This window comes from Burkholderia vietnamiensis LMG 10929 (assembly GCF_000959445.1).
Classification (GTDB): Bacteria; Pseudomonadota; Gammaproteobacteria; order Burkholderiales; family Burkholderiaceae; genus Burkholderia; species Burkholderia vietnamiensis.
On sequence record NZ_CP009630.1, the window covers coordinates 717,635 to 740,998 of the forward strand.

21 protein-coding genes and 1 pseudogene are annotated in these 23,364 nt (G+C 68.7%); 17 read left to right on the plus strand and 5 right to left on the minus strand.

The genetic code is table 11. The annotated features are described in order from the left end of the window. Positions 1–38: 38 nt before the first annotated feature. Positions 39–611: a hypothetical protein gene (locus AK36_RS03440; RefSeq protein ID WP_034195238.1), complete on the minus strand. Its 573-nt coding sequence runs from the start codon at positions 609–611 to the stop codon at positions 39–41. A gap of 902 nt (positions 612–1,513) precedes the next feature. Between AK36_RS03440 and AK36_RS03445 the strand changes: the two genes are divergently transcribed. The 17 genes and pseudogenes from AK36_RS03445 to AK36_RS03525 all read left to right on the plus strand — a co-directional run bounded on the left by AK36_RS03445 (position 1,514) and on the right by AK36_RS03525 (position 18,029). Further along, a complete protein-coding gene (locus AK36_RS03445) occupies positions 1,514–3,106 on the plus strand; it encodes a ShlB/FhaC/HecB family hemolysin secretion/activation protein (protein ID WP_045577863.1) in 1,593 nt (530 codons plus the stop codon). Positions 3,107–3,174: 68 nt separating this feature from the next. Continuing rightward, the gene (locus AK36_RS03450; protein ID WP_045578409.1) at positions 3,175–4,980 is read left to right on the plus strand and encodes a DUF2341 domain-containing protein; all 1,806 of its coding nucleotides are present in this window, start codon (positions 3,175–3,177) and stop codon (positions 4,978–4,980) included. A gap of 19 nt (positions 4,981–4,999) precedes the next feature. Next, a complete protein-coding gene (locus AK36_RS03455) occupies positions 5,000–5,410 on the plus strand; it encodes an ExbD/TolR family protein (protein WP_014725280.1) in 411 nt (136 codons plus the stop codon). A 4-nt stretch (positions 5,411–5,414) separates the two neighbouring features. Then, a complete protein-coding gene (locus AK36_RS03460; protein WP_011882506.1) occupies positions 5,415–6,113 on the plus strand; it encodes an energy transducer TonB family protein in 699 nt (232 codons plus the stop codon). 92 nt (positions 6,114–6,205) lie between these two features. Further along, a complete protein-coding gene (locus tag AK36_RS03465) occupies positions 6,206–8,020 on the plus strand; it encodes a putative porin (RefSeq protein WP_014725279.1) in 1,815 nt (604 codons plus the stop codon). A 12-nt stretch (positions 8,021–8,032) separates the two neighbouring features. Further along, complete coding sequence (locus tag AK36_RS03470) at positions 8,033–8,740, plus strand: hypothetical protein (RefSeq protein WP_045577864.1); 708 nt, start codon at positions 8,033–8,035, stop codon at positions 8,738–8,740. Positions 8,741–8,796: 56 nt separating this feature from the next. Further along, on the plus strand, positions 8,797–9,372 hold the full coding sequence (locus AK36_RS03475) for a YbjN domain-containing protein (RefSeq protein ID WP_045577865.1): 576 nt from the start codon (positions 8,797–8,799) through the stop codon (positions 9,370–9,372). 17 nt (positions 9,373–9,389) lie between these two features. Beyond that, positions 9,390–9,809, plus strand: coding sequence for a hypothetical protein (locus AK36_RS03480; protein WP_224020492.1), 420 nt, complete (start codon positions 9,390–9,392; stop codon positions 9,807–9,809). Between the two features lie 87 nt (positions 9,810–9,896). After that, a complete protein-coding gene (locus AK36_RS03485) occupies positions 9,897–10,787 on the plus strand; it encodes a peptidylprolyl isomerase (RefSeq protein WP_034195234.1) in 891 nt (296 codons plus the stop codon). 6 nt (positions 10,788–10,793) lie between these two features. Then, positions 10,794–11,744: a hypothetical protein gene (locus AK36_RS03490; protein WP_034195233.1), complete on the plus strand. Its 951-nt coding sequence runs from the start codon at positions 10,794–10,796 to the stop codon at positions 11,742–11,744. Positions 11,745–11,811: 67 nt separating this feature from the next. Beyond that, positions 11,812–12,156, plus strand: a complete 345-nt coding sequence (locus tag AK36_RS03495; RefSeq protein WP_011882499.1) for a hypothetical protein — start codon at positions 11,812–11,814, stop codon at positions 12,154–12,156. Between the two features lie 47 nt (positions 12,157–12,203). Continuing rightward, a pseudogene (locus AK36_RS03500) lies at positions 12,204–13,707 on the plus strand (Do family serine endopeptidase). Between the two features lie 107 nt (positions 13,708–13,814). Next, complete coding sequence (locus tag AK36_RS03505; protein WP_224383335.1) at positions 13,815–14,243, plus strand: YbaB/EbfC family DNA-binding protein; 429 nt, start codon at positions 13,815–13,817, stop codon at positions 14,241–14,243. Between the two features lie 172 nt (positions 14,244–14,415). Further along, on the plus strand, positions 14,416–14,643 hold the full coding sequence (locus AK36_RS03510; protein WP_045577866.1) for a DUF3079 domain-containing protein: 228 nt from the start codon (positions 14,416–14,418) through the stop codon (positions 14,641–14,643). Between the two features lie 185 nt (positions 14,644–14,828). Next, positions 14,829–16,496 (plus strand): hydroxylamine reductase, encoded by a 1,668-nt coding sequence (gene hcp, locus AK36_RS03515; RefSeq protein WP_045577867.1) that lies wholly within the window; start codon positions 14,829–14,831, stop codon positions 16,494–16,496. Positions 16,497–16,509: 13 nt separating this feature from the next. Continuing rightward, complete coding sequence (locus AK36_RS03520) at positions 16,510–17,532, plus strand: 2Fe-2S iron-sulfur cluster-binding protein (protein WP_045577868.1); 1,023 nt, start codon at positions 16,510–16,512, stop codon at positions 17,530–17,532. Between the two features lie 95 nt (positions 17,533–17,627). Continuing rightward, the gene (locus AK36_RS03525) at positions 17,628–18,029 is read left to right on the plus strand and encodes a PPC domain-containing DNA-binding protein (protein WP_045577869.1); all 402 of its coding nucleotides are present in this window, start codon (positions 17,628–17,630) and stop codon (positions 18,027–18,029) included. Between the two features lie 174 nt (positions 18,030–18,203). Here AK36_RS03525 and AK36_RS03530 read toward each other — a convergent pair whose 3' ends face one another. From AK36_RS03530 to AK36_RS03545, 4 genes are all read right to left on the minus strand, one after another. Beyond that, entirely contained in the window at positions 18,204–19,439 is a 1,236-nt protein-coding gene (locus AK36_RS03530) for a DUF2252 family protein (RefSeq protein WP_045577870.1), read from the minus strand. 94 nt (positions 19,440–19,533) lie between these two features. Then, positions 19,534–20,820 (minus strand): Nramp family divalent metal transporter, encoded by a 1,287-nt coding sequence (locus AK36_RS03535; protein ID WP_011882491.1) that lies wholly within the window; start codon positions 20,818–20,820, stop codon positions 19,534–19,536. A gap of 609 nt (positions 20,821–21,429) precedes the next feature. Continuing rightward, positions 21,430–21,678 carry a hypothetical protein gene (locus AK36_RS03540; RefSeq protein WP_014725266.1) on the minus strand — a complete coding sequence of 83 codons (249 nt, stop codon included), beginning with the start codon at positions 21,676–21,678 and terminating at the stop codon, positions 21,430–21,432. A 636-nt stretch (positions 21,679–22,314) separates the two neighbouring features. Continuing rightward, a complete protein-coding gene (locus AK36_RS03545) occupies positions 22,315–22,749 on the minus strand; it encodes a universal stress protein (protein ID WP_014725264.1) in 435 nt (144 codons plus the stop codon). Positions 22,750–23,364: the final 615 nt, after the last annotated feature.

Consider the following 23,364-nt stretch of genomic DNA (forward strand, 5'->3'; position numbering starts at 1 on the left):
CCCCCGTTATGTGGTCGCAGCCGCGTTCAGATCCTGATTCAGGCCTCGAACGCCAGCCATGCGTGAGCGATGCTCGCATGCGCAGATGACGTGACGCCGAACGTCGCCGCAAGCGCCGCGACCCAGCATGCTAGCGTCGCGGGGCGCAGGTCGCCGCCGTCGACGGCGAGCGGCCCGACCAGTGCCGGGATCGCATGCGAGCGCCACATCAGCAGCACGAACAGCGTGCAGCCGATCGCCGTCGCAACGAAGAACATGAACAGCGCGACCGTCGAGCGGCGCGTGAACGGCATGCGGTGATGGCGCTGATTCGCCGCGACGATCGCGATGCCGTTCGCGACGGGCACGATCGCGATCGCGAATGCCCAGAACAGCGGCTGGTCGCTCGACGCGTTGACCAGCAGCAGCGCGCCGATCGACCAGACCGGCGGTGCGAGCAGCGTCAATGCGCACCACGACAGCAGTTGCCACGCGAGCCACGGCGCCCGCCAGCGCAACGGGCGCGGCGACGCGACGCTGCGGGCGGCGGCCGCGCGCTGCGGGTTCGGCGGTGCGGCCGCGCCGGCGATTCGGCCGGCGAGCCAGCGCACGAGCATCGTGGCGAATGACATGAAACGGACCCTTCGTCGGCGTGTTGTTCTCATTTGATTAAGACGGATCGGGGCGCGCGATACCGCAGCCTTTCACGATGCGTGCGCGATCGCCGTCGCTCTGGTGGATATCTTCAGCTCAATGTCACAAAAACTTCCCGATAGCATCAGACGATGGTCGGGCTGCCCGCATGGCGCGTCGCGCATCGCGCGATGCCCGTCGGGCGGCGTACGTTTGCCGACGCTGCAAGCAAGTGCAACGCCGTAGAGCCGTGATGGCCACGCAAACGATACGCATACGAAACCGGGGGCCACGCACATTCCTGCACGGCATCCCGCGCGAGCGCGCGGGCTTCCGCCGTGCGCGCATTGCAGGCCGCATGCCGTCGACGACGCTGCTGGAGCGGCGCCGTCGGCCGCGCGTATTCGCGGGCCGAGCGGCGGCTGCACGTGTTCGGCGTCGCGCCGGCCGCTCGCACAAAAAAGTTTGCGGCAATGCGTACTTCGTTCCGTCTAGGTAGGTGAGAGCGGCAAGCCGGTGCATCGGGCACGCTCGCGACGCGGTCGAATGCGATGCGGCCGCGTCGATGGTTGCGGGTTGTGCGATGACGATTCGTCCTTTCCGATTGACACGGTCGAGGCCGTTCGACAGTGCGACGGCGGCGACACGAACGGCGCCATCGTTCGATGCTACGGCTGCGGGTATCGGAAATCTCGGCAACGCACCGCGCAGTCCAAGATAAGGATGGCGAACCAAGCGTCATCAAAGTGAAACAGGCATTTGATAACGGAGCGGGCGGCGCATGCAGCACGGCCGGTCCGGGAATCGGAACCACATAGGGGAATGGCGCATGCCGCCGAGAGTAGACCGCAAGTCACGCGAACGATGGCGGCTGAGATGCCGATGCCTCGCCGGCGCCGTAATGGCCGGCGGCCTGTGCGTCGCACCGGGCGTGCGCGCACAGCAAGCCGCCGCGGCGCCGGCCGCGAGCGCCGCCGCGCCGCAAGCGCCGGCGCCGCAGACGTTCGACGTCAACGCATTCGTCGTGCGCGGCAACACGACGTTGCCCGCGCTCGAGATCGAGAAGGCCGTCTATCCGTTCGAAGGGCCGGGCCGCACGCTGGCCGACGTGAACGGCGCGCGCGATGCGCTGCAGAAGGTCTATCAGGATCGCGGCTATCAGTCGGTCGTCGTCGAGCTGCCGCAGCAGCAGGTGAAGAACGGCGTGATCCTGCTGCAGGTGACCGAGGCGAAGGTCGGCCGGCTGCGCGTCGAAGGTGCGCGATACGACTCGCCGCAGAACATCCGCGACGCGGTGCCCGCGCTCGCCGAAGGCAAGGTGCCCGACTTCAACCAGGCGCAGCAGCAGCTCACGGGCCTGAACCGCTCGGCGGATCGGCAGGTGATTCCGGTGCTCAAGCCGGGCACGATGCCGCAGACGGTCGACGTGGATCTCAAGGTCGACGATCACAGCCCGCTGCACGGCACGCTCGAACTGAACAACGACAACAGCCCCGGCACGTCCGCGCTGCGCACGAGCGCGAGCCTCAGCTACTCGAACCTCTGGCAGCTCGGCCACGTGATCTCCGGCACCTACGTGATCGCGCCGCAGCATCCGAACGATGCGCGCGTCTATGCGTTTTCGTATCTCGCGCCGATCAAGGACACGCGCTGGAGCTTCCTCGCGACCGTCGTGCATTCGGACAGCAACGTCGCGTCGGTCGGCGGCACCAACGTGCTCGGCAAGGGCACGACGTACGGCTTCACCGCGATTTATGCGCTGCCCGGATCCGACACCTACGCGCACACGGTCAGCATCGAGATCGACCGCAAGCATTACGACGAGAACGTGAGCGTGGTCGGCCAGACCTCCACCGCGCCGCTGACCTATGTGCCGGTGACGTTCTCGTACAGCGGCCAGCTGAGCCTGACGAACTCGCAGACGTCGTTCTCCGCGTCGCTGACGACCAACATCCGCGGCCTCGGCAGCGACTGGGGCGCCTGGGACAACAAGCGCTACAACGCGACGCCGGATTTCGTGTACGGCAAGTTCGACGTCAACCACACGCAGCGCTTCGCGAACGACATGCAGGCCAACGCGCACGTGAGCGCGCAGCTGTCGAACTCGCCGCTCGTGTCGAGCGAGCAGTTCGCCGCGGGCGGGATGAACAGCGTGCGCGGCTACATGCAGGCCGAAGACACCGCGGACAGCGGCGTGATCGCGTCGCTCGAGCTGCGCAGCCCGTCGCTGTCGAAGTGGCTCGGCGGCGCGGTCGGCAGCCGCGTGAACGAGTGGCGCTTCCACGCATTTTTCGACGCCGCGCATCTGTGGCTGCTGAGCCCGCTGCCGGAGCAGACGTCGCGCTTCAACCTGATGAGCGTCGGCGTCGGCACGCGGCTGCAGCTGATGAAGTACGCGAGCGCGGATTTCGAGGCCGGATGGCCGCTGAAGGCCGGCGTCTATACGCGGCAGTACAGCCCGCGTTTCGATTTCTACGTACGGCTGGGGTTCTGACGGATTTTTTTTTGACCGTGCCGGGGCGCTGCGGCGAGCGCGGCGCCCGCACATTCGGGGAGTGGATCGTGAAGCGAGTCTTGTTTTTCCTGTTGGCGGCGATGCTCGGCGTGCTGCCCGGCATTGCCAACGCATGGTGGCAGAACGACTGGTCGTACCGGAAGGCGATCACCATCGACGCGAGCCCGAAAGGCGCGAACCTCGCCGAGTCGGCCGGCCGCGTGCCGCTGCTGATTCGCCTGCATTCGGGCAACTTCCAGTTCGACGGGCTGGCCGACAACGGCGCGGACATCCGCTTCGTCGCGGCCGACGACAAGACCCCGCTGAACTACCACGTCGAACAGTACGACCCGGTGCTCGGCGTCGCGCTGATCTGGGTCGACGTGCCGAAGATGCCGGCGGGCGCGGCGGAATCGATCTGGATGTACTACGGCAACAAGAAGGCGCCGGACGGCGGCAAGCCGGCCGACACGTTCGACGCCGACTACACGCTCGTGTACCACTTCAACGGCGCGCCGGGCACGCCGCCGAAGGACGCGACCGCGTACGCGAACAACGCGCAGAACGCGACGTCGCGCGCGATCGAGGACGGCATCGTCGGCAAGGGCGCGCGCTTCGACGGCAATGCATCGCTGACGCTGCCCGCGAGCCCGTCGCTGAACGTGCCGGCCGGCGGCAGCTTCACGTTCAGCGCGTGGGTCAAGCCGGCCGCGCTCGCGCCGAACACGCTGCTGTACGGCCGCCGCGACGGCGCGAACGCGTTGCTGATCGGCCTCGACAACGGCGTGCCGTTCGCGCAGGTCGACGGCGCGGCCGGCAGCGCGGCGCCGGTGCGCACGCCGACTGCGGCGCCGCTCGCCGCGAACCAGTGGGCCTATCTCGCGGTGACCGCCGACGGCAAGAACCTCACCGTCTACGTGAACGGCAAGCAGGCCGCGCAGGTCGCGGCGGTGCTGCCGGCGCTGAACGGCGCAGCGACGGTCGGTGCGGACGCGGCCGGCGCGCCGGCCGGCTTTGCCGCGTACAACGGCGCGCTCGACGAGCTGCGGCTGTCGAAGATCGCGCGCACGCCGGCCGCGCTCGCGCTCGATGCGCTCGCGCAGGGCTCGGAATCGAAGCTCGTCGCCTACGGCGCGGACGAGAAGCAGTCGGGCTTCGGCTTCGGCTACTTCGGCGTGATCGTGCAGTCGGTGACGGTGGACGCCTGGGTCGTGATCACGATCCTGCTCGGCATGGCGCTCGTGTCGTGGGTCGTGATGTGGACCAAGGCGCGCTACGTCGGCACCGTCGACAAGGCGAACCAGTACTTCGTGCAGCGCTTTCGCGAAGTGGCCGGCCGTCATCTGGTGGGCCTCGCGCACGTCGACGAGGCGAGCGCCGACGGGCGCCGGCTGTACCAGTCGTCGCTGTACCGCCTCTACAAGGCCGGTGTGCACGAGATCCACAGCCGCGTGGACGGCAACGGCCGCACGGTGATCACCAGCGAATCGATCGAGGCGATTCGCGCGTCGATGGACGCGACGCTCGTGCGCGAGAACCAGCGGCTGTCGAAGTCGATGGTGCTGCTGACCATCGCGATCTCCGGCGGCCCGTTCCTCGGCCTGCTCGGCACGGTGGTCGGCGTGATGATCACGTTCGCCGCGATCGCCGCGGCCGGCGACGTGAACGTGAACGCGATCGCGCCGGGTATCGCGGCCGCGCTGCTCGCGACGGTCACCGGGCTGTTCGTCGCGATTCCCGCGCTGTTCGGCTACAACTACCTGCTGATCCGCAACAAGAACGTGACCGCCAACATGCAGGTGTTCGTCGACGAGTTCGTCACGCGCCTCGCCGAAGCGCACCGCACGCCGGACCACGCGGTGCTGGCCGACTGAACGCACGCAGGAGACCACCATGCAGGTTCAGGACGACGACAAGCCGTACGACGACATCAACATCACGCCGATGCTGGACCTCGCGTACGTGCTGCTGATCATCTTCATCATCATGACCACCGCGTCGGTGCAGGGCATCAAGGTCGATCTGCCGAAGGCGAGCTCGTCCGCGAGCCTCGCGAAGCCGAAGACGAAGGCGATCACCGTGGCCGATTCCGGGCAGATCTTTCTCGACGCGTATCCGGTGACGATGGACGAGCTAGAGAGCCGGCTGCGCACCGAGAAGGCGACCAACCCGGAATTCCCGATCGTGCTCAAGGGCGATGCCGCCGTGCAATACCAGAAGGTGATGGACGTGCTCGACCTGCTGCGCCGCCTCGACCTGTCGCAGGTCGGCCTCGTGACGGGCAAGGCGAAGCAGGGCGGCTGACGCGATGGAAATGACCTACAACGGCGGCCCGCCGCACAAGGGCCCCGGCCGCTACGTGAAGCCGGTCGCGATCGCGCTCGCGCTGGCCGCGCTCGCCGCGCTGATCTGGCATTTCGCGGGCGATACGGCCGGCGTGAAGCGCGCGAGCGCGCCGCAGGTGACGACGGTGATCCCGCTGCCGCCGCCGCCACCGCCGCCACCGAAGAAGCCGCCGCCCGAGAAGGTGAAGGACGAGGTCAAGACGCCGGTCGAGCGGCCGACGATCGCGCCGAAACCGTCCGAAGCGCCGAAGCCGTCGGACGACCAGCCGAAGCAGATGACGATGAACGCGCCCGCGCAGGCCGGCACCGACAGCTTCAACATCGGCGCGGGCGACGGTTCGGGGATGGTCGGCAGCGGCGGCGGCGGCAAGTTCGGCAATGCGAGCTACGCGCAGTACATGGTGTACGTGCTGCAGCGCGCGATCGAGCAGGACAAGGGCGTGCAGGAAGCCGGCGGCGCGCGCTTCGCGGGCAGCCTGAACCTGTGGATGGACGCGTCCGGGCGCATCACGAAGGTGACGATCGCGCAGTCGACCGGCGACGCGAAGATCGACGCGGCGGTGCTCGCGGCGGTCGAGTCGCTCGGCCGGGTCGACGAAGCGCCGCCGCCCGCGACCGCGTATCCGGTGCTGGTGCGGCTGCAGGGGCGCAAGCCCGCATGACGCACCGCGCGCGAATGGCGAATCAATCCAAGGGGCAGCTCCGTTGCACGGATGCTGCCGCACAAGAAACGGAAATTGTTCGGAGTGCTTCGATGAGTCACAAGATGAATGGACCGGGCGCGGCGCCCCGCAGCGGGGCGCTGCCCGCGCGCCTGTCGCGCGTCGGCGCGGCGGTGCTCACGCTCGGGCTGGCCTGCGCGTCGACCGCGCACGCGCAATCGCTGGCCACGCAAGCCGCGGCGGGCAAGGCCGCGCCGACCGAGAGCGTGGTGATCAACCTGATCAACCTGCTCGTCAAGCGCGGCGTGCTCACGCAGCAGAACGCGAACGAGCTGATCAGCGAGGCGCGCAGCGAGGCCGTGCAGGCGCGCGCCGCGCGCGGCGCCGGCGTGCCGGTCGCGGCCGCGGCGGGCGTCGTGAACCCGCCGACGCAGCCGGGCGACGTCGCGGTGCCGTACGTGCCGCAGCTCGTGCGCGACCAGATCCGCGACCAGGTGAAGCAGGAGGTGATCGCGCAGGCGAAGGCCGAGAACTGGGCGCAGCCGAACACGTTCCCCGACTGGGTGTCGCGCATCAAGCTCGACGGCGACATGCGCGTGCGCGACGAATACCACTTCTACGGCAGCCGCAACGCGAACAACGTGACGAACTTCGCGGCGATCAACCAGGGCGGCGGCTTCGACATCAACTCGAACACCAACACCACGCAGCTGCCGACGCAGAACACCACGCAAAACCGCAACAACCTGCTGCGCTACCGTGCGCGGCTCGGCGTGACCGCGACGCTGTCCGACGAGATGATCGCCGGCCTGCAGCTCGCGAGCGGCAATGACAACGGCCCGGTGTCCACGACGGGGACGGCCGGCGGCGGCTGGGGCAAGAAGAGCATCTGGCTGAACAAGGCGTTCTTCGCGTACCGGCCCGCGCCGTGGCTGAACCTGACGGCCGGCCGTTTCGACAATCCGTTCTTCAAGTCGGACCTGGTGTTCTCCGACGATCTGATGATGGACGGCTTCGCCGCGAACCTGCAGCATGCGCTGCCGTGGAATCCGGACGTCACGCTGTTCGGCACGCTCGGCGTGTTCCCGATCCAGTACACGGGCGAGAACTTCCCGTCCAACAGCACCGACAAGGCCGGCAGCGATACCAAGTGGATGTTCGGCGCGCAGTTCGGCGCGGACTGGAAGATCGACGCGCGGAACCGGCTGAGGGGCGCGGTCGCGTACTACGACTTCCAGAACATGCGCGGCACGCTGTCGTCGCCGTGCGCGCTGTATCTCGGCGCGACCAGCTGCAGCACCGACAACGAGGCGCCCGTGTTCATGCAGGGCGGCAACACGCTGATGGCGCTGCGCAACATCGTGCAGAACCCGAACCTCGCACCGGGGATGACGCCGCAGCCGCAGCTGTTCGGTCTCGCGTACAACTACCGGCTGCTCGACCTGAAGGCGCAGTGGGATACGGTCGTCGCCGATCGCATCAAGCTGCGCCTCGACGGCGAATACGTGCGCAACCTCGCGTACAACGACAACAAGGCGTTCGCGGCGGCGTCGCTGCCGGTCAACAACTACGAGTCGACGTCGGTGAACGCGACGCGCGCCGACTATCGCAGCGGCCCGAACGGCTTCCTCGCGAAGGCGACGATCGGCGAGCCGGAGCTGCGCGAGAAGGGCCAGTGGAATTTCTCGATCGCATACAAGTACCTGCAGCCGGACGCGGTGCTCGACGCATTCAACGATTCCGACTTCCATCTCGGCGGCACCAACGCGCGCGGCTACGTGATCGGCGCGGCCTATGCGGTCGCGCGCGATACGTGGGTGTCGGCCCGCTACCTGAGCTCGAAGGAAGTGTACGGGCCGCCGGTGTCGATCGACGTGCTGCAGCTCGAGCTCAACGCTCGTTTCTGACCGGAGCCGCGCATGAACACGACCTATCGCACGATGCTCGCGGGCGTGCTGCTGCTGCTGGCGGCCGGCGCGGCGCATGCGCAGAGCATCGACGACAAGCTGCGCAGCCAGCTGCGCTCGACCGTGCAGGAGTTGCGCCAGCTGCAGGACAACCAGGCGCAGTTGCGGGCCGACAAGGCGGCCGCTGAGAAGCAGCGCGACGACGCGCTCGCCCAGTTGAAGGCGGCGCAGGCCCAGCTCGCGGCCGCACGCGGCGACACGGGCGCCGAAGCGGCCGCGAAGCGCGCGCTGGCGGCCGAACGGGCGGCGCGCGAGCAGGATGCGCGCTCGCTCGCGAAGTACAAGGCGTCGTACGACGATTTGCTCGCCGTGTCGCGTACGCGCGATGCGCAGCATGTGCAGGCGCAGCAGGATCTCGCCGCGCGTGACACGCAACTGAAAACCTGCGAGGCCCACAATGCGGCGCTGTATCGCGTCGGGCACGAGATCCTCGACGCGTACGAGCATGTCGGCATCGGCACGTTCTTCGCGTCGCGCCAGCCGTTCGCGCAGTCGGCGCGCGTCAGGTACGACGAGCTCGCGCAACGCTACGGCGATGCGCTGTATGCGGGCAAGTACGACGCGGCCGCACGCGCGCCGGCTGCGGCGCCCGCGTCGGCGGCCGCCGCATCGGCCGCGTCCTCCGGCGCAAGCGCTGGTGCAAGTGCGAGCGGGCAGTGACCGCGAGCCGGCGCCGGCCCGAACCGATCGATTCGTTGAATACCGGGAACACAGACATGGAACATGAGCAAACCCACACCGCCGACGAACGCGCGGCACACGATGCGCCGATCGAAGCCGTCAGCGCCGAGCTTCTCGCCGAGATCCTGCGACGCGCGGGCTATCGCGTGACGGTGGCCGAACAGAACGGTGCGATGCAGCTGATGAGCGCGAGTCAGGGCGTCGGCTTCGCGGTGCGCTTCGGCAATCCGGCCGTAGGCGTGCCGCCGGCCATCGACGCCGCGCGGATCGTCTACCTCGACTACACGCTGTCCTGCGTGTTGCAGGTGCAAGGCGAGTTGCCGGCCGAACTGGTGGCGAACTGGAACAGGACCAAGCGCTTCGCGCGTCTCGCGAGCCACGGCGCGTTTCTCGCGCTCGAGATGGACGTGGTGGTCGCGGGCGGCGTGTCCGAGCGCCATCTGCGCTCGACGGTCGAGCTGTGGGACCGGCTGATCCAGGAATTCCTGCTGCATCTGCGCGACCGTCCGACGCTCGCCGAGCAGGAAGCGGCGGCCCGTGCGGCCGACGCCGACCGTCCGGATGCGCCGGCTGCCGTGACGGCGTCGTCCGGGGCCGCGGTGCCGTCATGATCGCCGCGAGCGCACGCGTGGGACGTCGGATCGGTGCCGCGCTGCGTGCGCTGCTGCCGCCGCATGCGCTGCCCGCTGCGAGCGCGGTGGCGAGCGACGCGGCGCCGGCCGTCTGGGTCGCGTATGCGGAGTGCGTGTCGCGGCGCCTGCAGGCGGTGCTCGACGGCGACGATGCCGTCGCGTGCCGGGTGCGCGCGGATGTCGGGCGCTGGGCCGATCGGCTCGCCGATACCGGCGACGACCGGCCGGTGCTGCCGATACGTGCGTGGCTCGACGGGCGCGGGCACGTGACGCGCGTCGATAGCGTGCCGGCCGGCGATCCTGCGGTCGATGCCGCGCTGCGCGACGCGCTCGTGGGCCGCGCGGTCGGCAGTGCGCCGCCGCACGGCATGACGCAGCCGATCGTGTTGCGCATGACGCTGTCGAGCGTGCGCTAGGGCGATGCGGCGATGAACGTGGCGACGCGCATGTCGTGCGACCGGCGGCGTGCGCACTTGAACAGCAACCGAGAGGGCGGTGCAGCGATGATGACGAAGATGAAGACGCGGGCGCTCGTGACGGCCGGCTTGCTGCTGGCCGCACCGCTCGCCGCGCATGCGCAGGACGACGTGATCGCGAGCGTCGCGCAGGCGTCGGTCACGCAGGCCGATATCGCCGGCGTGCTGAAGGCGGTGAACGCCGAAGGCCGCGAGCGGCTCGCTGCCGACCCGGCGGCGCTCGACCAGGTCGTGCGCGCGACGCTCGCGCAGAAGGCGGTGCTCGCCGAGGCGAAGTCGAAAGGCTGGGAGAAGGACGCGCAGGTGCAGGCGGCGATCGAGCAGGCGCGGCGCGACATCGTCGCGCGCAGTTATCTCGCATCCGTCAGTGCGCCGCCTGCCGACTATCCGTCCGATGCCGAGATCCAGTCCGCATACGAGCAGAACCGCGCGGCGCTCACTACGCCGCGTGCGCTGCACGTCGCCCAGATCTACATCGCGGTGCCGTCGAACGCGGACGCCGCGACGCTGGAAGCCGCTCGCAAACGGGCAGCCGATCTCGCGAACCGCGCGCGCAGCGGCGATTTCGCGGCGCTTGCGCGGGCGAATTCTCAGGACGCCGCGAGCGCGGCGAACGGCGGCGATCTCGGTTTCGTACCGGATTCGCTGATGCTGCCGGCCGTGCGGCAGGCGGCCGACGCGCTGAAGCCCGGGCAGGTGTCCGCGCCGGTTCGCACGCCGTCGGGTTTTCATGTCGTGAAGCTGATCGACGTGCGCGCGGCTGCGCCGCGTCCGCTGGCCGACGTGAAGGAGCAGCTGCGCACGATGCTGCGCGCGCAGCGCACGCAGCAGAATGCGCGCACGTATCTCGCGAACCTTGCCGCGAACGCGCCGATCAACGAAGACGCGCTGAAGAAAGCGCTCGCCGCTGCCCGGTAGGCCGCCATGGCAACTGTCCGTCCGACGCCGCCGGTCGCGGCTCCCGATGCGCGCACGCCGGAGCGGCGGCGCGCGGCCGTCGCGTCCGATCGTCCGCGCCTGCCGAAGGCGACGCCGTGGCCGAGCCGCCGCGGCGAATGGCCGACGCATTGTCCGCTGTGCTTCGGCGCGCTCGAGCCGCTGCCCGGCGCGGGCGGCTATGCGCGGCACCGCAGCGCGCGTTGCTCCGCGCAATGCGTGCTGACGACGCGGCAATATCAACCGGATGAGCTCGCGATCCGCGGGTCGAGCGATGTGGAGGTCGCGGCGCGTCATCGCGAGCGGTTCGTCGCGCGGTGGGCGTGTCATTACGCATCGATGCGGCATGTGTGGCCCGCGCTGACGATCGAGCGCTTCATCGCGGTGATCGCGTGCGCGGACGTCGCGGATCTGTGGTCGTACCGAATGTTGCGCGACGACGATCTGGCCGCCGTGCTGCTCGTGCTGGCGGGGTTTATGCGCGTGCCGGAGGTGGTGGGCGGGGATGCGGTGCGGGCGGATACAGCGGCTGGTGATGTGGCGTGTGCTGTTGCGCGGTTTGCCGATACGTCGTCTGCCGTCGCGCCGTCTGCGGATACACCGTCTGCCGACACACCTCCGGCCGTCTCTCGCAGCGCTGCCGCGCTCGCCCCGACCGTGCGCTGGGTGCGTTTCTGGTTCGACGCGAGCGTGCGCGACGTCGGCGATTTGTGGACCGCGGGCGGCGATGCGCCGCGGCTCTTTCGCGTCGACTATCGCGAGCCCGTCGTCACGCCGTATCCGACCGGCGCGCAGGTGCTCGCGTGGCAGCCGATCGACGGGATGCGCGACGTCTGGGGGCAATGCGCGAATGCGCACGAGCCAGCGGTCGGCGCGGCCGAGCGCGCGGCGTTCGCGCGCTTTCTGGCGCAACCGGTCGCGCGCGCGGTGCGTGCATGAGCGCGCGAATGCTGACGGACCGGCCATGATCGACGGAGAACGGATGAACGGACGACTTGGGGTGATGATGACGATCGCATGCGTGCTGCAGGCCGCGGGCGCGCACGCGCAGGGCGCCGGCGCGGCGGCTGCCGAGCCCGGTTCGGCTGGGAAGCCGGTGTGCGTCGATGCGGAAGTCGACGGCAAGCGCGCGCTGTCCTATGACTGCCTGAGCCGGCAACTGAAGCCGGCGTCCGACGCGCAACCGGGCGGCGCACCGCAGACCGATGCCGAACGGCTGTCGAAGCAGCCGTCGAACCGCCTCGGCACGTTCAACCTGTCGACCGAACGCAACCGCTTCGGCTCGAACTGGGGCCGCTCGGCGACGCCGCAGCGGCCCGACGCGCCGGTCGCGGTGCCGCCGAAGCGATGATCGCGCGGGATCGTCGGCCGGCGCGCAGCGATGCCATGCGCATGCGCATGAAGGCGGGCCGCGCCACGTTGCTGCGAGCGCTGACGGGTGGGCTCGTGCTCGCGTGCGCGGGGATTGCGGCTATCACAGTTGGCAGGGCTGCCACGGTTGCCACGGCTCCGACGACTTCCGCGATTTCCGCGGCTTCCACGGCCTCCACAGCGCCCACGGCCGCCACGACGCCCGCGCCAACCGAGCGCAGCCCCATCGCCACGAACAACCGCGCATCCGCAACCGTCGCACTGCCGAACTTTGCGGCGCTCGTGCGGCGCGTAGGCCCGGCCGTCGTCAACATCAGCGTCACGCGCGAAGTCGCGCAGATGGGCATCCAGCTGCCGCCCGGCATCGCACCCGATCATCCGCTCGCGCCGTTTCTCGGGCGGCGCGTGATCGGCAACCGCGAGGAGGTGAGCCTCGGCTCCGGCTTCATCGTCGACGCGGACGGCGTGATCCTCACGAACCGGCACGTAGTCGGCGACGCAACGAGCGTCGACGTGAAGCTCACCGACAAGCGCGAGTTCACGGGCCGCGTGCTCGGCAGCGATCCGCTGTCCGACGTCGCGGTGATCCGTATCGACGCGCACAACCTGCCGGTCGTCGCGACCGGCGATCCGGCACGCACCGAGGTCGGTGACTGGGTGATGGCGATCGGATCGCCGTACGGGTTTGCCAATACGGTCACGCAGGGCATCGTCAGCGCGAAGTCGCGCTCGTTGCCCGGCGAGCGCGCGATTCCGTTCATCCAGACCGACGTGCCGATCAATCCCGGCAATTCGGGCGGGCCGCTGTTCGATCTCGACGGCCGCGTGATCGCGATCAATTCGATGATCTTCTCGAAGACGGGCGGCTATCAGGGGCTCGCGTTCGCGATCCCGATCGATATCGCGCTCGACGTGAAGGACCAGTTGCTGCGCACCGGCAAGGTCGTGCGCGGCCGGCTCGGCGTGGCCGTGCAGGAAGTGAGCCGCGCGCTCGTTCGGCCTCCCGGGCCCGGACGGCGCGCTGATCACGATGGTCGAGCCCGACGGCCCGGCCGCGCAGGCGGGATTGCAGGCGGGCGACGTCGTGCTCGCGGTGGACGGCAACGCGGTTGCCGAATCGGCGGATCTGCTCGGCACGATCGCCGGCATGCGGGCCGGGCGGCAGGTCGACCTGCTCCTGTGGCGCGCGGGGCGGGCGATGCATGTCGGCGCGACGGTCGGCGCGTTCGACAGCGGGGCGGCGCCGGCCGGCGTCGCGCGCGGACCGGCCCGCTTCGGGCTCGTGCTGCGCGCCGCGACCGACCGCGAACGGCGGCGGCTCGGCGTGGGCCAGGCGCTCGTCGTCGAACGGGCGAGCGGTCAGGCGGCGCGCGCGGGGTTGCAGCCGGGCGACGTCGTGCTGTCGGTCAACGGCGCGACGGTCGCGAGCATCGACACGTTGATGGCCGCGATGGACGCCGCGCACGGCAACGTCGCGCTGCTCGTGCAACGCGGCGGCACGCGGCTGTATGTGCCGATCGGGGCAGGATGAACGCGCAGGCCGACGCGGTGCGATGCGCGCCGTTCGCGCACGCGAGCGATACACATGGAACGGGAGGCGGGATGACGCGAACGCGGGTAGGGACGGTATCCGGATGGTTGCGCGCAGGCGTTTGCGCGGCGTTGCTGGCCGCGTGTACGTCGGTCGCCGCACAGACGACCGACGTGCCGCAGTCCTGGATCACATATGCACAGTTGGTCGGGCATCAGTTCGAGATGTGGCTCGAAGCGGGCGGAGACGCGTCGCAGCGGCTGCATCGCCATCTCGAAGCGCGCGGCCCGGATGTGAACGCCGATGCATCGCCGCCGATCGCGATACGCGCATGGATCGGTGCGAACGGCGTGGTCACACGAGTGGATTTCGCGACGCTCGGCTCGGCCGACGCGGACGCGGCGCTGCGTCAGTTGCTCGTCGCGCGAGCGCTTGCCGAAGCGCCGCCACCGGACATGCTGCAGCCGCTGCGCGTGCGCTTGCAGCTGATCGCCAATCCGCAAGCCGCGGCGGCGTCGGATACGCATACGCCGTGACGAGACGTCGCGCGACATGACGCGCGCGCTCCATCCCGAGCAACATCGAAACGGCCTCCGCACGCGCCATCGATCCCGCCTCCGCGCTGCGAACGAATGTCGCATCGGCATCGTGCGGTGTGCGTACTAGAGTCGGACGGTAGCGTACCCACCGACTTCAGGACAACGCATCATGGCCAAAAAATTCGCGCTGCACCCGGCGCATCCGGAGCGGATCTGCTGGGGATGCGACAACTACTGCCCGACGGATGCAATGCGGTGCGGCAACGGCTGCAGTCGCACGCAGCATCCATGCGAATCGCTCGGCGAAGACTGGTATCGCTACGGCGACTGGGGCATCGAATTCAGCGAAGGCGAAGCCGACCACGCGCCCGCCGAACCGGCCGGCGCGCAGTCATAGCGACAAGTTGTCCCACACGTGTGCTTTTTTGATCTGCGTCAGGGTGGCAGATGCTGCGCCGAAAGATCATGAAAAAGATGCATAGAGAACGCATCTTGAAGCGGGCGTAGCGCCCGGCGGCCGAAACACGATTTGCGGCGCCGACGCACCGACCCGCGTCCCCATGATCGACAAAGGAGAGCACCGTGTTTTGCTATCAATGCGAACAGACCGACCGGACCGGCGCACGGCCCGGCTGTGCAACGGCGAAGGGCAACTGCGGCAAGGACGAGACGACTGCCGACCTGCAGGATCTGCTGATCCATGCGGTGAAGGGCATCGCGCAGTACGGCGCACTCGCGCGCACGATGGGCGTGCGCGACCGCGAAGCCGACCGGTTCGTGCTGTACGCGATGTTCACGACGCTGACCAATGTGAACTTCCACGCCGCGCGCTTCGTCGCGCTGCTGCGTGAAGCGGCGCAGACGCGCGACCGCGTGAAGGCCGCATGCGACGCGCAGGCGCGCGCCACGGGCGCGGCGCTGCCGGCGCTGCAGGGTCCGGCAGCGTGGCAGCCGGCGGACGATCTGCCCGGTCTGCTGAAGCAGGCAGCGGCCGTCGGCATCGACGCGGGCCTCGATACGGTGGGCGCCGACATCGTCGGGCTGCGCGCACTGGTGCTGTACGGGCTGAAGGGTGTGTGCGCATATGCACACCATGCACGCGTGCTCGGCTACGAACGCGACGACATCTACGAAGGCATCGAAGCGGCGCTCGCGTTTCTCGCGACCGACCCGACCGACGTGAACGCATTGCTCGAGCAGGCGCTCGATCTCGGCCGGCTGAACCTGACGGTGATGGAGCTGCTCGACAGCGCGAACACCGGCCGCTTCGGCGCGCAACAGCCGAGCGCCGTGCGCGTGTCGCCGGTGGCCGGCAAGGCGATCCTCGTGTCGGGCCACGACCTCGGCGATCTGCATGCGCTGCTCGAACAGACGGCGGGCACCGGCATCAACGTGTACACGCACGGCGAGATGCTGCCCGCGCATGCGTATCCGGCGCTCAAGGCGTTTCCGCATCTGGTCGGCAACTACGGCGGCGCGTGGCAGGATCAGCAGAGCGATTTCGCGCACTTCCCCGGCCCGATCCTGATGACGTCCAACTGCATCATCGAGCCGCTGCCGCAATACCGGCAGCGGATCTTCACGACGGGGCCGGTCGGCTGGCCCGGCGTGCGGCACCTCGAACATCACGATTTCTCGACGCTGATCCGTGCCGCGCAGGCGCTGCCCGGCTTCCCGGTCACCGCGCCCGAGGAGACCATCACCGTCGGCTTCGGCCGTCATGCGGTGCTCGGCGTGGCCGACAAGGTGATCGACGCGGTGAAGGCCGGCCAGATTCGCCACTTCTTCCTGATCGGCGGCTGCGACGGCGCGGCGCCGGGACGCAACTACTACACCGAGTTCGCGGAGCAGGCGCCGGACGACACGGTCGTGATGACGCTCGGCTGCAACAAGTACCGCTTCAACCGGCACGCGTTCGGCGATATCGGCGGCATTCCACGTCTGCTCGACGTCGGGCAGTGCAACGACAGCTATTCGGCGATCCGCATCGCGACGGCGCTCGCGGACGCATTCGAATGCGGCGTGAACGACCTGCCGCTGTCGCTCGTCATCTCGTGGTTCGAGCAGAAGGCCGCGGCCGTGCTGCTGACGCTGCTCGCGCTCGGCATCCGCAACATCCGGCTCGGACCGACGCTTCCGGCGTTCATCACGCCCGGCGTGCTCAACGTGCTGGTCGATCAGTTCGGCATCCAGCCGATCGGCGACGCCAGTGCGGACCTCGCCGCTGCGCTGTCGCGCCAGGCAGCGTGAGCGGGATGATTCGATGAGCTATCGGATCGAGATCACGACGCGCGACGGCGAGCCGTTCGGCTTCGACTGCGAACCGGGCCAGGACGTGCTCGCCGCCGCTGCGCAGGCCGACATCACGCTGCCGTCGCAATGCCGGCGCGGCAGTTGCGGCGCGTGCCAGGCCACCGTCGTCGACGGCCCGTACGAGCTGCAGGGGCACAGCGCCGACGCGCTTGCGGCAGGCCAATCCGGCGCGGTGCTGCTGTGCCGGACGACGCCGCTCGGCGATCTGCGGGTCGCCGCACCGTACGACCGCAGCAAGGTGCTGCTGCAGCCGGTGCCGGTGCGCACGGCGCGCATCGTGACGCTCGACACGATCGCGCGGGACACGATGCGCGTCGAGCTGCAGATCGAGCCCGACGACGTGTTCGGCGCGGCGGCGGAATTCGAGGCCGGCCAGTTCGCGGAGCTGGAGGTGCCGGGCAGCGGCCTGCGCCGCCCGTATTCGCTCGCGAATACGAGCAACTGGGACGGCCGCCTGGAATTCCTGATCCGGCTGCGGCCGGGCGGCTGGTTCTCCACCTATCTGCGCGAGCGCGCACGGCTCGGCGACGCGCTGACGGTGCGCGTGCCGATGGGCGGCTTCGGACTGTTCGCGGACAGCTTGCGGCCACGCTGGTTCGTCGCGGGCGGCACGGGGCTCGCGCCGATCCTGTCGATGCTCAGGCGCATGGCCGAGTATCAGGAGCTCGCCGACGCGCGGCTGTTCTTCGGCGTCAATGAGGAAAGCGAGCTGTTCCTGCTCGACGAGCTGGAGCGGCTGCAGGCCGACCTGCCGCAGTTGCGGGTCGACCTGTGCGTGTGGCGGCCCGGCCCGCAATGGGCCGGACTCCACGGCACGCCGGTCGATGGATTGCGCGCGGCGCTCGCGCAGGCCGACGTGTCGCCGGACCTCTACGTGTGCGGGCCGCCGCCGCTCGTCGAGGGCGCGCGTGAAGCAGCCGCAGCGGCCGGCCTGCCGGCCGCGCAGTTCGCCAGCGAGCGCTTCACCGTGTGATGCGCGTGCGTCGTGCGGTCCGGCAGCGGCTTGCCGGATTGCGCGGGCGCACGTACGCTGCGTCGATACCGAGGCTCTCGAGCAGGTGATCGACCATGCAAGCCCTTCCTTTACGTCTGTCTCCCGGTGACGATCTGCGCGCGTCGATCGAGCACGCGTTGCGTCGGCTCGATGTTCATGCGGCGTTCGTGCTGCAGGGCATCGGCAGTCTCAGCGTCGCGCGCGTGCGTTATGCTGGCGTCGATTCGCCGGCCGAGTTGCACGGCGACCTCGAAATACTGACGCTGGCCGGCTCGGTGTCGCCGGACGGCGCGCACCTGCACATGACGGTTGCCGACGCGTACGGACGCGTGTCGGGCGGACACGTCGCGAGCGGCTGTGTCGTGCGTACCACCGTTGAACTGCTCGTTGCATCGTTGCCCGCGCATCGGTTTTCCCGCGAACGCGACGCGCGTACCGGCTTCGACGAGCTCGTGATTCGGCCGGCGAGCGGTTGATCGGGTGGGTTTGCCGGCTGGGTCGATCGTGTGCGATACGGTGGGGCCGGGCCCGGAGCGAGCTGGTGCGGCCGTGCGCGATACGGGCGCGGCCCGAAGCGGCACGACACGACATGGCGCGGCTCGAAGCGGCACCGTGCTACACCGCGCATCGCGTGATCCCGCGGCCACGATTCAGCGCCCCGTCCTCCGCAGCACATGGCGACGGCAATGTTCCAGATACGCCTGCTCATGCGCGGCCATCAATTCGATGTTGCTTCGCCACAGCCAGGACGGTGCGTCGACCGTCTTCGGACGCCTGCTCCGCAACTCGTTACGCCATGCCCGTTGCGTCGCGTCGTCCATCTGTATCGCATGTGCGTGTCCGACCACGCGCGCAAGATATCGCGCCGCGTCGATCGCGTCCGCTTCCGACAGGCGTTCGGCGTCCAGCTTCAGATCCTGCGGCATCAATTCGCGCATGACGACCGGGCGCCCGTCGAGGCGCGCCGCGCACATGCGACTTCCGAGCATCGGCGACACGTGCCGCGCGCCTTCGAGCACGCGCTGCGCGGCATCCTGCGGCATGCGTATGCCTCTCTGTTTCGGCGCGTCGGCCGTGGTGGCCTCCTTGATGTCGATCAGATAGGGGCGGCGCTCATCGGGACACCCGTCGTCGATCTCGAGCATCACCGCGAAGCGGCGCCGGCCGAGCGAGCTGCATCCCTTGACCCAGTAGGCGGCGTCGAGCACCGTCATGCGCGCGTTGGCGCAAGCCGCATGACTGAGCGCGGCGCTGACCGGAGACACCGGAGCCGATTCGAACAGCACGTGAATGGCGCGCCGCTCGGCTTCGGACAGTGGCCAGAAGCGCTTGCCGAGCGGAATGTGCGGGGCGCGTTTGCGCAGCGTCTGCCGCTCGAGCTTGCGCCACGATCGGTGCAGCGCCGCCTGCATCGCTACTTTCACTGCGGTCGGGCGCTTCGTTCGGGCGAGTTCGTCGCGACGCCGCGGATCGAACGCGAGCGCATAGCCGTCGATCAGCGCTTCCATCATGCGCCATGTGATGACGCCGGGCAGATCCGAGCTGCGCGCCGCGGACGCCAGCGAGAAGCCGAGCCGCAGCAGGTCGTGCACCGGATTGCCGATCACGCTCTGGTCGAGGTCGCGTATCTGCACGGCGACTTCGCCCGTCTTCGCCGCGACTGGCCCGAGGTTGCCGAGATGGCAGTCGCCGCAGATCCACACCGCGGGGCCGTCGGGCAACGTGCCGGTTCGATGGTCGGCCAGCCACGCGTAGAAGCGTTCGGCGCTGCCGCGCGTGTACGTGTGGATCGAGCGCGCCATCTTGCGGCTGCGCGGGCGCTCGAGAGTGCGCGCGCGTTCGTCGCTCGCGGGCAGCCGCGCGGATGCTGCGCTTTGTTTCGCCACGATGCTTCCTCCTTCTTCCACACGGCGCCGGCCTGTCGGCAGGCAGGTCGGCGCACGAGACGTCCGCCGAGCGCGCCGGGATCGGCCTTGCGGCTCAGCCCGGCACGAACACGCCGGTGGCGGCGATCGCCATCGCGGCCGTCGCGATCCAGCCGCCCCAGGCCAGCACGCCGCGGACCGCGAACTCGCCCATGATGCGTCGGCTGCGCGCCATCAACATCATCACGATCATGATCGGCACGGCGGTCACGCCGTTGATGACCGCGCTCCAGTAGAGCGCGCGGATCGGATCGAAATGCATGAACGTGATCGCGACGCCGCCGATGATCGCCAACGCGATCACCGCATAGAACTCGGGCGCGACACCGACCTTCAGCGCGAGACTGTTGCGCCAGCGGAACGTGCCTGCGGCCGCGTAGGCGGCCGATCCGGCGAGTACGGGCAGCGCCAGCAGGCCCGTGCCGATGATCCCGAGCGCGAACAGGATGTACGCGAAGTGGCCGGCAATCGGTTCGAGCGCGCGCGCGGCGTCCGCCGAGGTCTTCACGGCGATGTGATGGCGGTTCAGCGTGGCCGCGGCCGTGAGCGTGATGAAGAATGCGATGACGTTCGATACGCCCATGCCGACCCAGGTGTCGAAGTTGATTCGTTGCAGTTGCGCGGGGGCCTGATGCGGCGCCCGCCGCAACGACTTCTGGTTCGGTTTCGCGCGCAATTCCTCGACTTCCTGCGATGCCTGCCAGAAGAACAGGTAAGGGCTGATCGTCGTGCCGAGCACGGCGACGACCGTGGTCAGGTACGCCGCGGTCAACTGGAACCGCGGCCGCACGAGCGCGCGGCCGACTTCACCCCAATCGACCGGCACGATCAGCGCGACTGCGACATACGCGAGCAGCGCCAACGCGGTCCATTTGAGCAGGCGCGCATAGCGGTCGTACGGCACGAAGATCTGCAGCAGGGCCGACAACGCGCCGAGGAAGACGACATAGAGTTCCTGCGGACCGTGCAGCAGCAGATTGACGGCTGCGCCCATCGCCGCGAGGTCGGCCGCGATGTTGATCACGTTCGCGACGATCAGCAGCACCACGGTGGCGTAGAGCAGCCACGGCGGATAGTGGGCGCGCATGTTCGAGGCGAGCCCCTTGCCCGTCACGCGACCGATGCGCGCGCTGACGAGCTGGATGGCCGTCATCAGCGGATAGGTGAGCAGCAGCGACCACAGCAGTTCGAGGCCGAATTGCGCGCCGGCCTGCGAGTAGGTGCCGATGCCGGAAGGGTCGTCGTCGGCGGCGCCGGTGACGAGACCGGGGCCGAGGCGACGCAGCCACGAGCCGCGATGCGGACGAGTTTGGGCGGAATCGAGTGAGTTGTTGTCGTTCATGTAGGTTGGCGGCCCGTGGGGATATGGCGATCGGGGAGCAATCGGTGTACCTGGGGTACGCGGTCGCTGCGAGGGGCTCGGGACGAGCGATGCGGTGGGCTGTCGACAACAAACGATGGGGATCGGGGACGCGGCGCGGCGGAGGCGCGTGGCCGTCGTGTTGTGAGCGTCGCGGGCGTTGGTTGCGGCGCGGAACGGCAGCGGCGGCCGTGTCGGCCGAGGGATGCGGCGTGCGTGTCTATCGACCGCGTCGGGCGCAGTAGGGTAGTGGGGCGAGTATCACCGCGATGTGGGTGTCGGCTCCATCAGTCGCAAGCCGCGGAAGCCGAAAGCCGAAAGCCGAAAGCCGGAAGCCGGAAGCCGGAAGCCGGAAGCCGGAAGCCCGAAGCCCGAAGCCCGAAGCCCGAAGCCCGAAGCCCGAAGCCCGAAGCCCGAAGCCCGAAGCCCGAAGCCCGAAGCCCGAAGCCCGAAGCCAGAAGCCCGAAGCCGCAAGCCCGAAGCCGCAAGCCCGAAGCCGCAAGCCGCAAGCCGCAAGCCGCAAGCCGACGAAAAGCGCCGATCGCTACCGAAGTCCGCGCGAGAGCCGCAGCGGACGCCGCGCACCGAACGTCAACGGGACGCGGTCGTCGCATCCATATCGGCGCGCCCGCTCACGAGGCATCCCGACATGAACGCCTCGCTTTGGCTGCCGGCAGCCGCGGCGCCGAAGCCGCGGCTGAGCGCGTCGTATTTCACCTGCTCGGCGCGCTGCGAGCATGCACTCGGCGTGGCGTCGCGGCCTTGCGCGTGCAGCAGCGCGCGATCGCCGATCAGGTATGCCAGCAGCGCAAAAAAAGCGATGTGCACGACTCGTCTCATGATTCGTCTCCTCGTTGCCCGAGCGTAACGCGGGCACGGCTCGCGCCGCACTTGGGGCTTCCCCCGGTTAACGTCTGCGGAAACGGCTGGCCGGAATCGGTCGTGTCCTTTTTTCACCGGCAGCGCAATCGGGCGCGATCGTCCCGGCAGCGGCGCGAGTGACGCGAGTTTGACCAATATCAGGATGCGCGCGCGGGCTGACGGTCGCGCGCGCGTTCAAAGCGATAGCATGAATGCATGTTTGTGGAACACGATGCGCGGGCATGTGACCGCGCAGCGGCTCCGCTCCGGGCACTGCGGTCATTCGTTGCACACCGCTATCGAAATGGTGAGGAATCCAAATGCTAAACGTCTCTTCCGTACTGATCAGCATGGCGCCGTTGTGGGTCATCCTGCTGGGCGCGTCTTCATTGGCAACCTATCTGCTGTTCGTCCGCAAGGTCATCAAGTAAGCACGCCGGCGCTGCGCGCACGCATACTCAGGCGCAGCGCAGCGGTGTAGACGGTGCGGTACGGCATCGCGTCCGTCACGGCGCATCGCCGCGCCGACTTGAATCGAAAGACCCGCCGAATCCGGTCCACGACCGATTCGTTGCGCCGCGCACCGATGCTGCCGGCACAGTTCTCTTCAGCGGCTTATCGGACGGCCGTCACCGGCACGTTCGAGATCCGGACCAGCCGGCTCATCACGCTGCGGCGAAACATCGACAGCAGGGCATGAATCGGGTCGTGCCGCGGCGCGACCACGACGATCTCGTCGCAGCCCGTCTCGGCCGCTGCGGCCGCGATCGTGTCGGCCACCGGCCCGACCTTCTTCACCACGCTATATCTGGCGCCGGCTTCGCGCAGCACGCGCTCGGCCATCGCCAGATCGTCGCACGCAAACCTGTCCTCGATCGAGCGCAACCGCGACAGCGGGTGAAACGCCTCCAGCCGTGTCGCTTCGAGCGGCGGCTGCACATTGATCAGCACGATTTCCGACGCACAACGTTCGCGATACAGAAAGGCCGCGTGGCGCACCGCGTGCAGCGAGCGGGGCGAATGACCGATCGGAACCAGAAGCTTGAGCATGGCGAGCGCCCGGAAGTGGTGACGGTTGCAGCGTAGCGCGCGCCAGGAAGGCACGCGCTAAAGAAAGCGGCCGGCCGCGTAAAAATGTCGTCAACGCCGGCCGGCTTGCCGCTCTTATTAGAGATATAAGAAATTTAAGTTTATGCGCATAAACGTTTTCACTGATCGCGGCGCGGGACGGGGATTTCAGTGACGTGGCGGGCGGTCGGTACGTCAGTCCGGCGCTTCGTCGAGGCGGGGTACTGCGTGCGCCGAGCATCGCTGCGCACCGACATTCGTCGCATGAACGGTTCGGCGCGCCTCACTCAGGGCTGCGAGTCGTCCATGCGCAATTGAAGCTGCCGTATCGGCTGGTCGGTCGCCGCGTTCGAGATCACCCGCGCGTCACCGTGCGCGGGCGCTTTGCAACGCCGATAGCAACGACGGCTTCGAGCCGCGACGTGCAACTTCGCGAATTTCCACGGCTACTCCATGCTGCCGCCTCTATCGACAGCGGGGATGACGCCTGTACGGCTCAAACGCTAATGACTCTGCCGATCCACGAAATCATCGAGCCGGTTCCTCGCATCCGATTCGTGATGACTCGCATCGTGGCCCACGCCGGCGTCCAATTCG

Bases quoted from the DNA above. Each gene is read 5' to 3' on its own strand.
- AK36_RS03445 (WP_045577863.1), top strand. From the start codon at position 1,514: ATGGCCGGCGGCCTGTGCGTCGCACCGGGCGTGCGCGCACAGCAAGCC.
- AK36_RS03520 (WP_045577868.1), top strand. From the start codon at position 16,510: ATGAGCTATCGGATCGAGATCACGACGCGCGACGGCGAGCCGTTCGGC.
- AK36_RS03440 (WP_034195238.1), bottom strand. From the start codon at position 611: ATGTCATTCGCCACGATGCTCGTGCGCTGGCTCGCCGGCCGAATCGCC.
- AK36_RS03475 (WP_045577865.1), top strand. From the start codon at position 8,797: ATGGAACATGAGCAAACCCACACCGCCGACGAACGCGCGGCACACGAT.
- AK36_RS03490 (WP_034195233.1), top strand. From the start codon at position 10,794: ATGGCAACTGTCCGTCCGACGCCGCCGGTCGCGGCTCCCGATGCGCGC.
- AK36_RS03455 (WP_014725280.1), top strand. From the start codon at position 5,000: ATGCAGGTTCAGGACGACGACAAGCCGTACGACGACATCAACATCACG.
- AK36_RS03510 (WP_045577866.1), top strand. From the start codon at position 14,416: ATGGCCAAAAAATTCGCGCTGCACCCGGCGCATCCGGAGCGGATCTGC.
- AK36_RS03460 (WP_011882506.1), top strand. From the start codon at position 5,415: ATGGAAATGACCTACAACGGCGGCCCGCCGCACAAGGGCCCCGGCCGC.
- AK36_RS03540 (WP_014725266.1), bottom strand. From the start codon at position 21,678: ATGAGACGAGTCGTGCACATCGCTTTTTTTGCGCTGCTGGCATACCTG.
- AK36_RS03545 (WP_014725264.1), bottom strand. From the start codon at position 22,749: ATGCTCAAGCTTCTGGTTCCGATCGGTCATTCGCCCCGCTCGCTGCAC.
- AK36_RS03535 (WP_011882491.1), bottom strand. From the start codon at position 20,820: ATGAACGACAACAACTCACTCGATTCCGCCCAAACTCGTCCGCATCGC.
- AK36_RS03465 (WP_014725279.1), top strand. From the start codon at position 6,206: ATGAGTCACAAGATGAATGGACCGGGCGCGGCGCCCCGCAGCGGGGCG.
- AK36_RS03495 (WP_011882499.1), top strand. From the start codon at position 11,812: ATGACGATCGCATGCGTGCTGCAGGCCGCGGGCGCGCACGCGCAGGGC.
- AK36_RS03485 (WP_034195234.1), top strand. From the start codon at position 9,897: ATGATGACGAAGATGAAGACGCGGGCGCTCGTGACGGCCGGCTTGCTG.
- AK36_RS03470 (WP_045577864.1), top strand. From the start codon at position 8,033: ATGAACACGACCTATCGCACGATGCTCGCGGGCGTGCTGCTGCTGCTG.
- AK36_RS03525 (WP_045577869.1), top strand. From the start codon at position 17,628: ATGCAAGCCCTTCCTTTACGTCTGTCTCCCGGTGACGATCTGCGCGCG.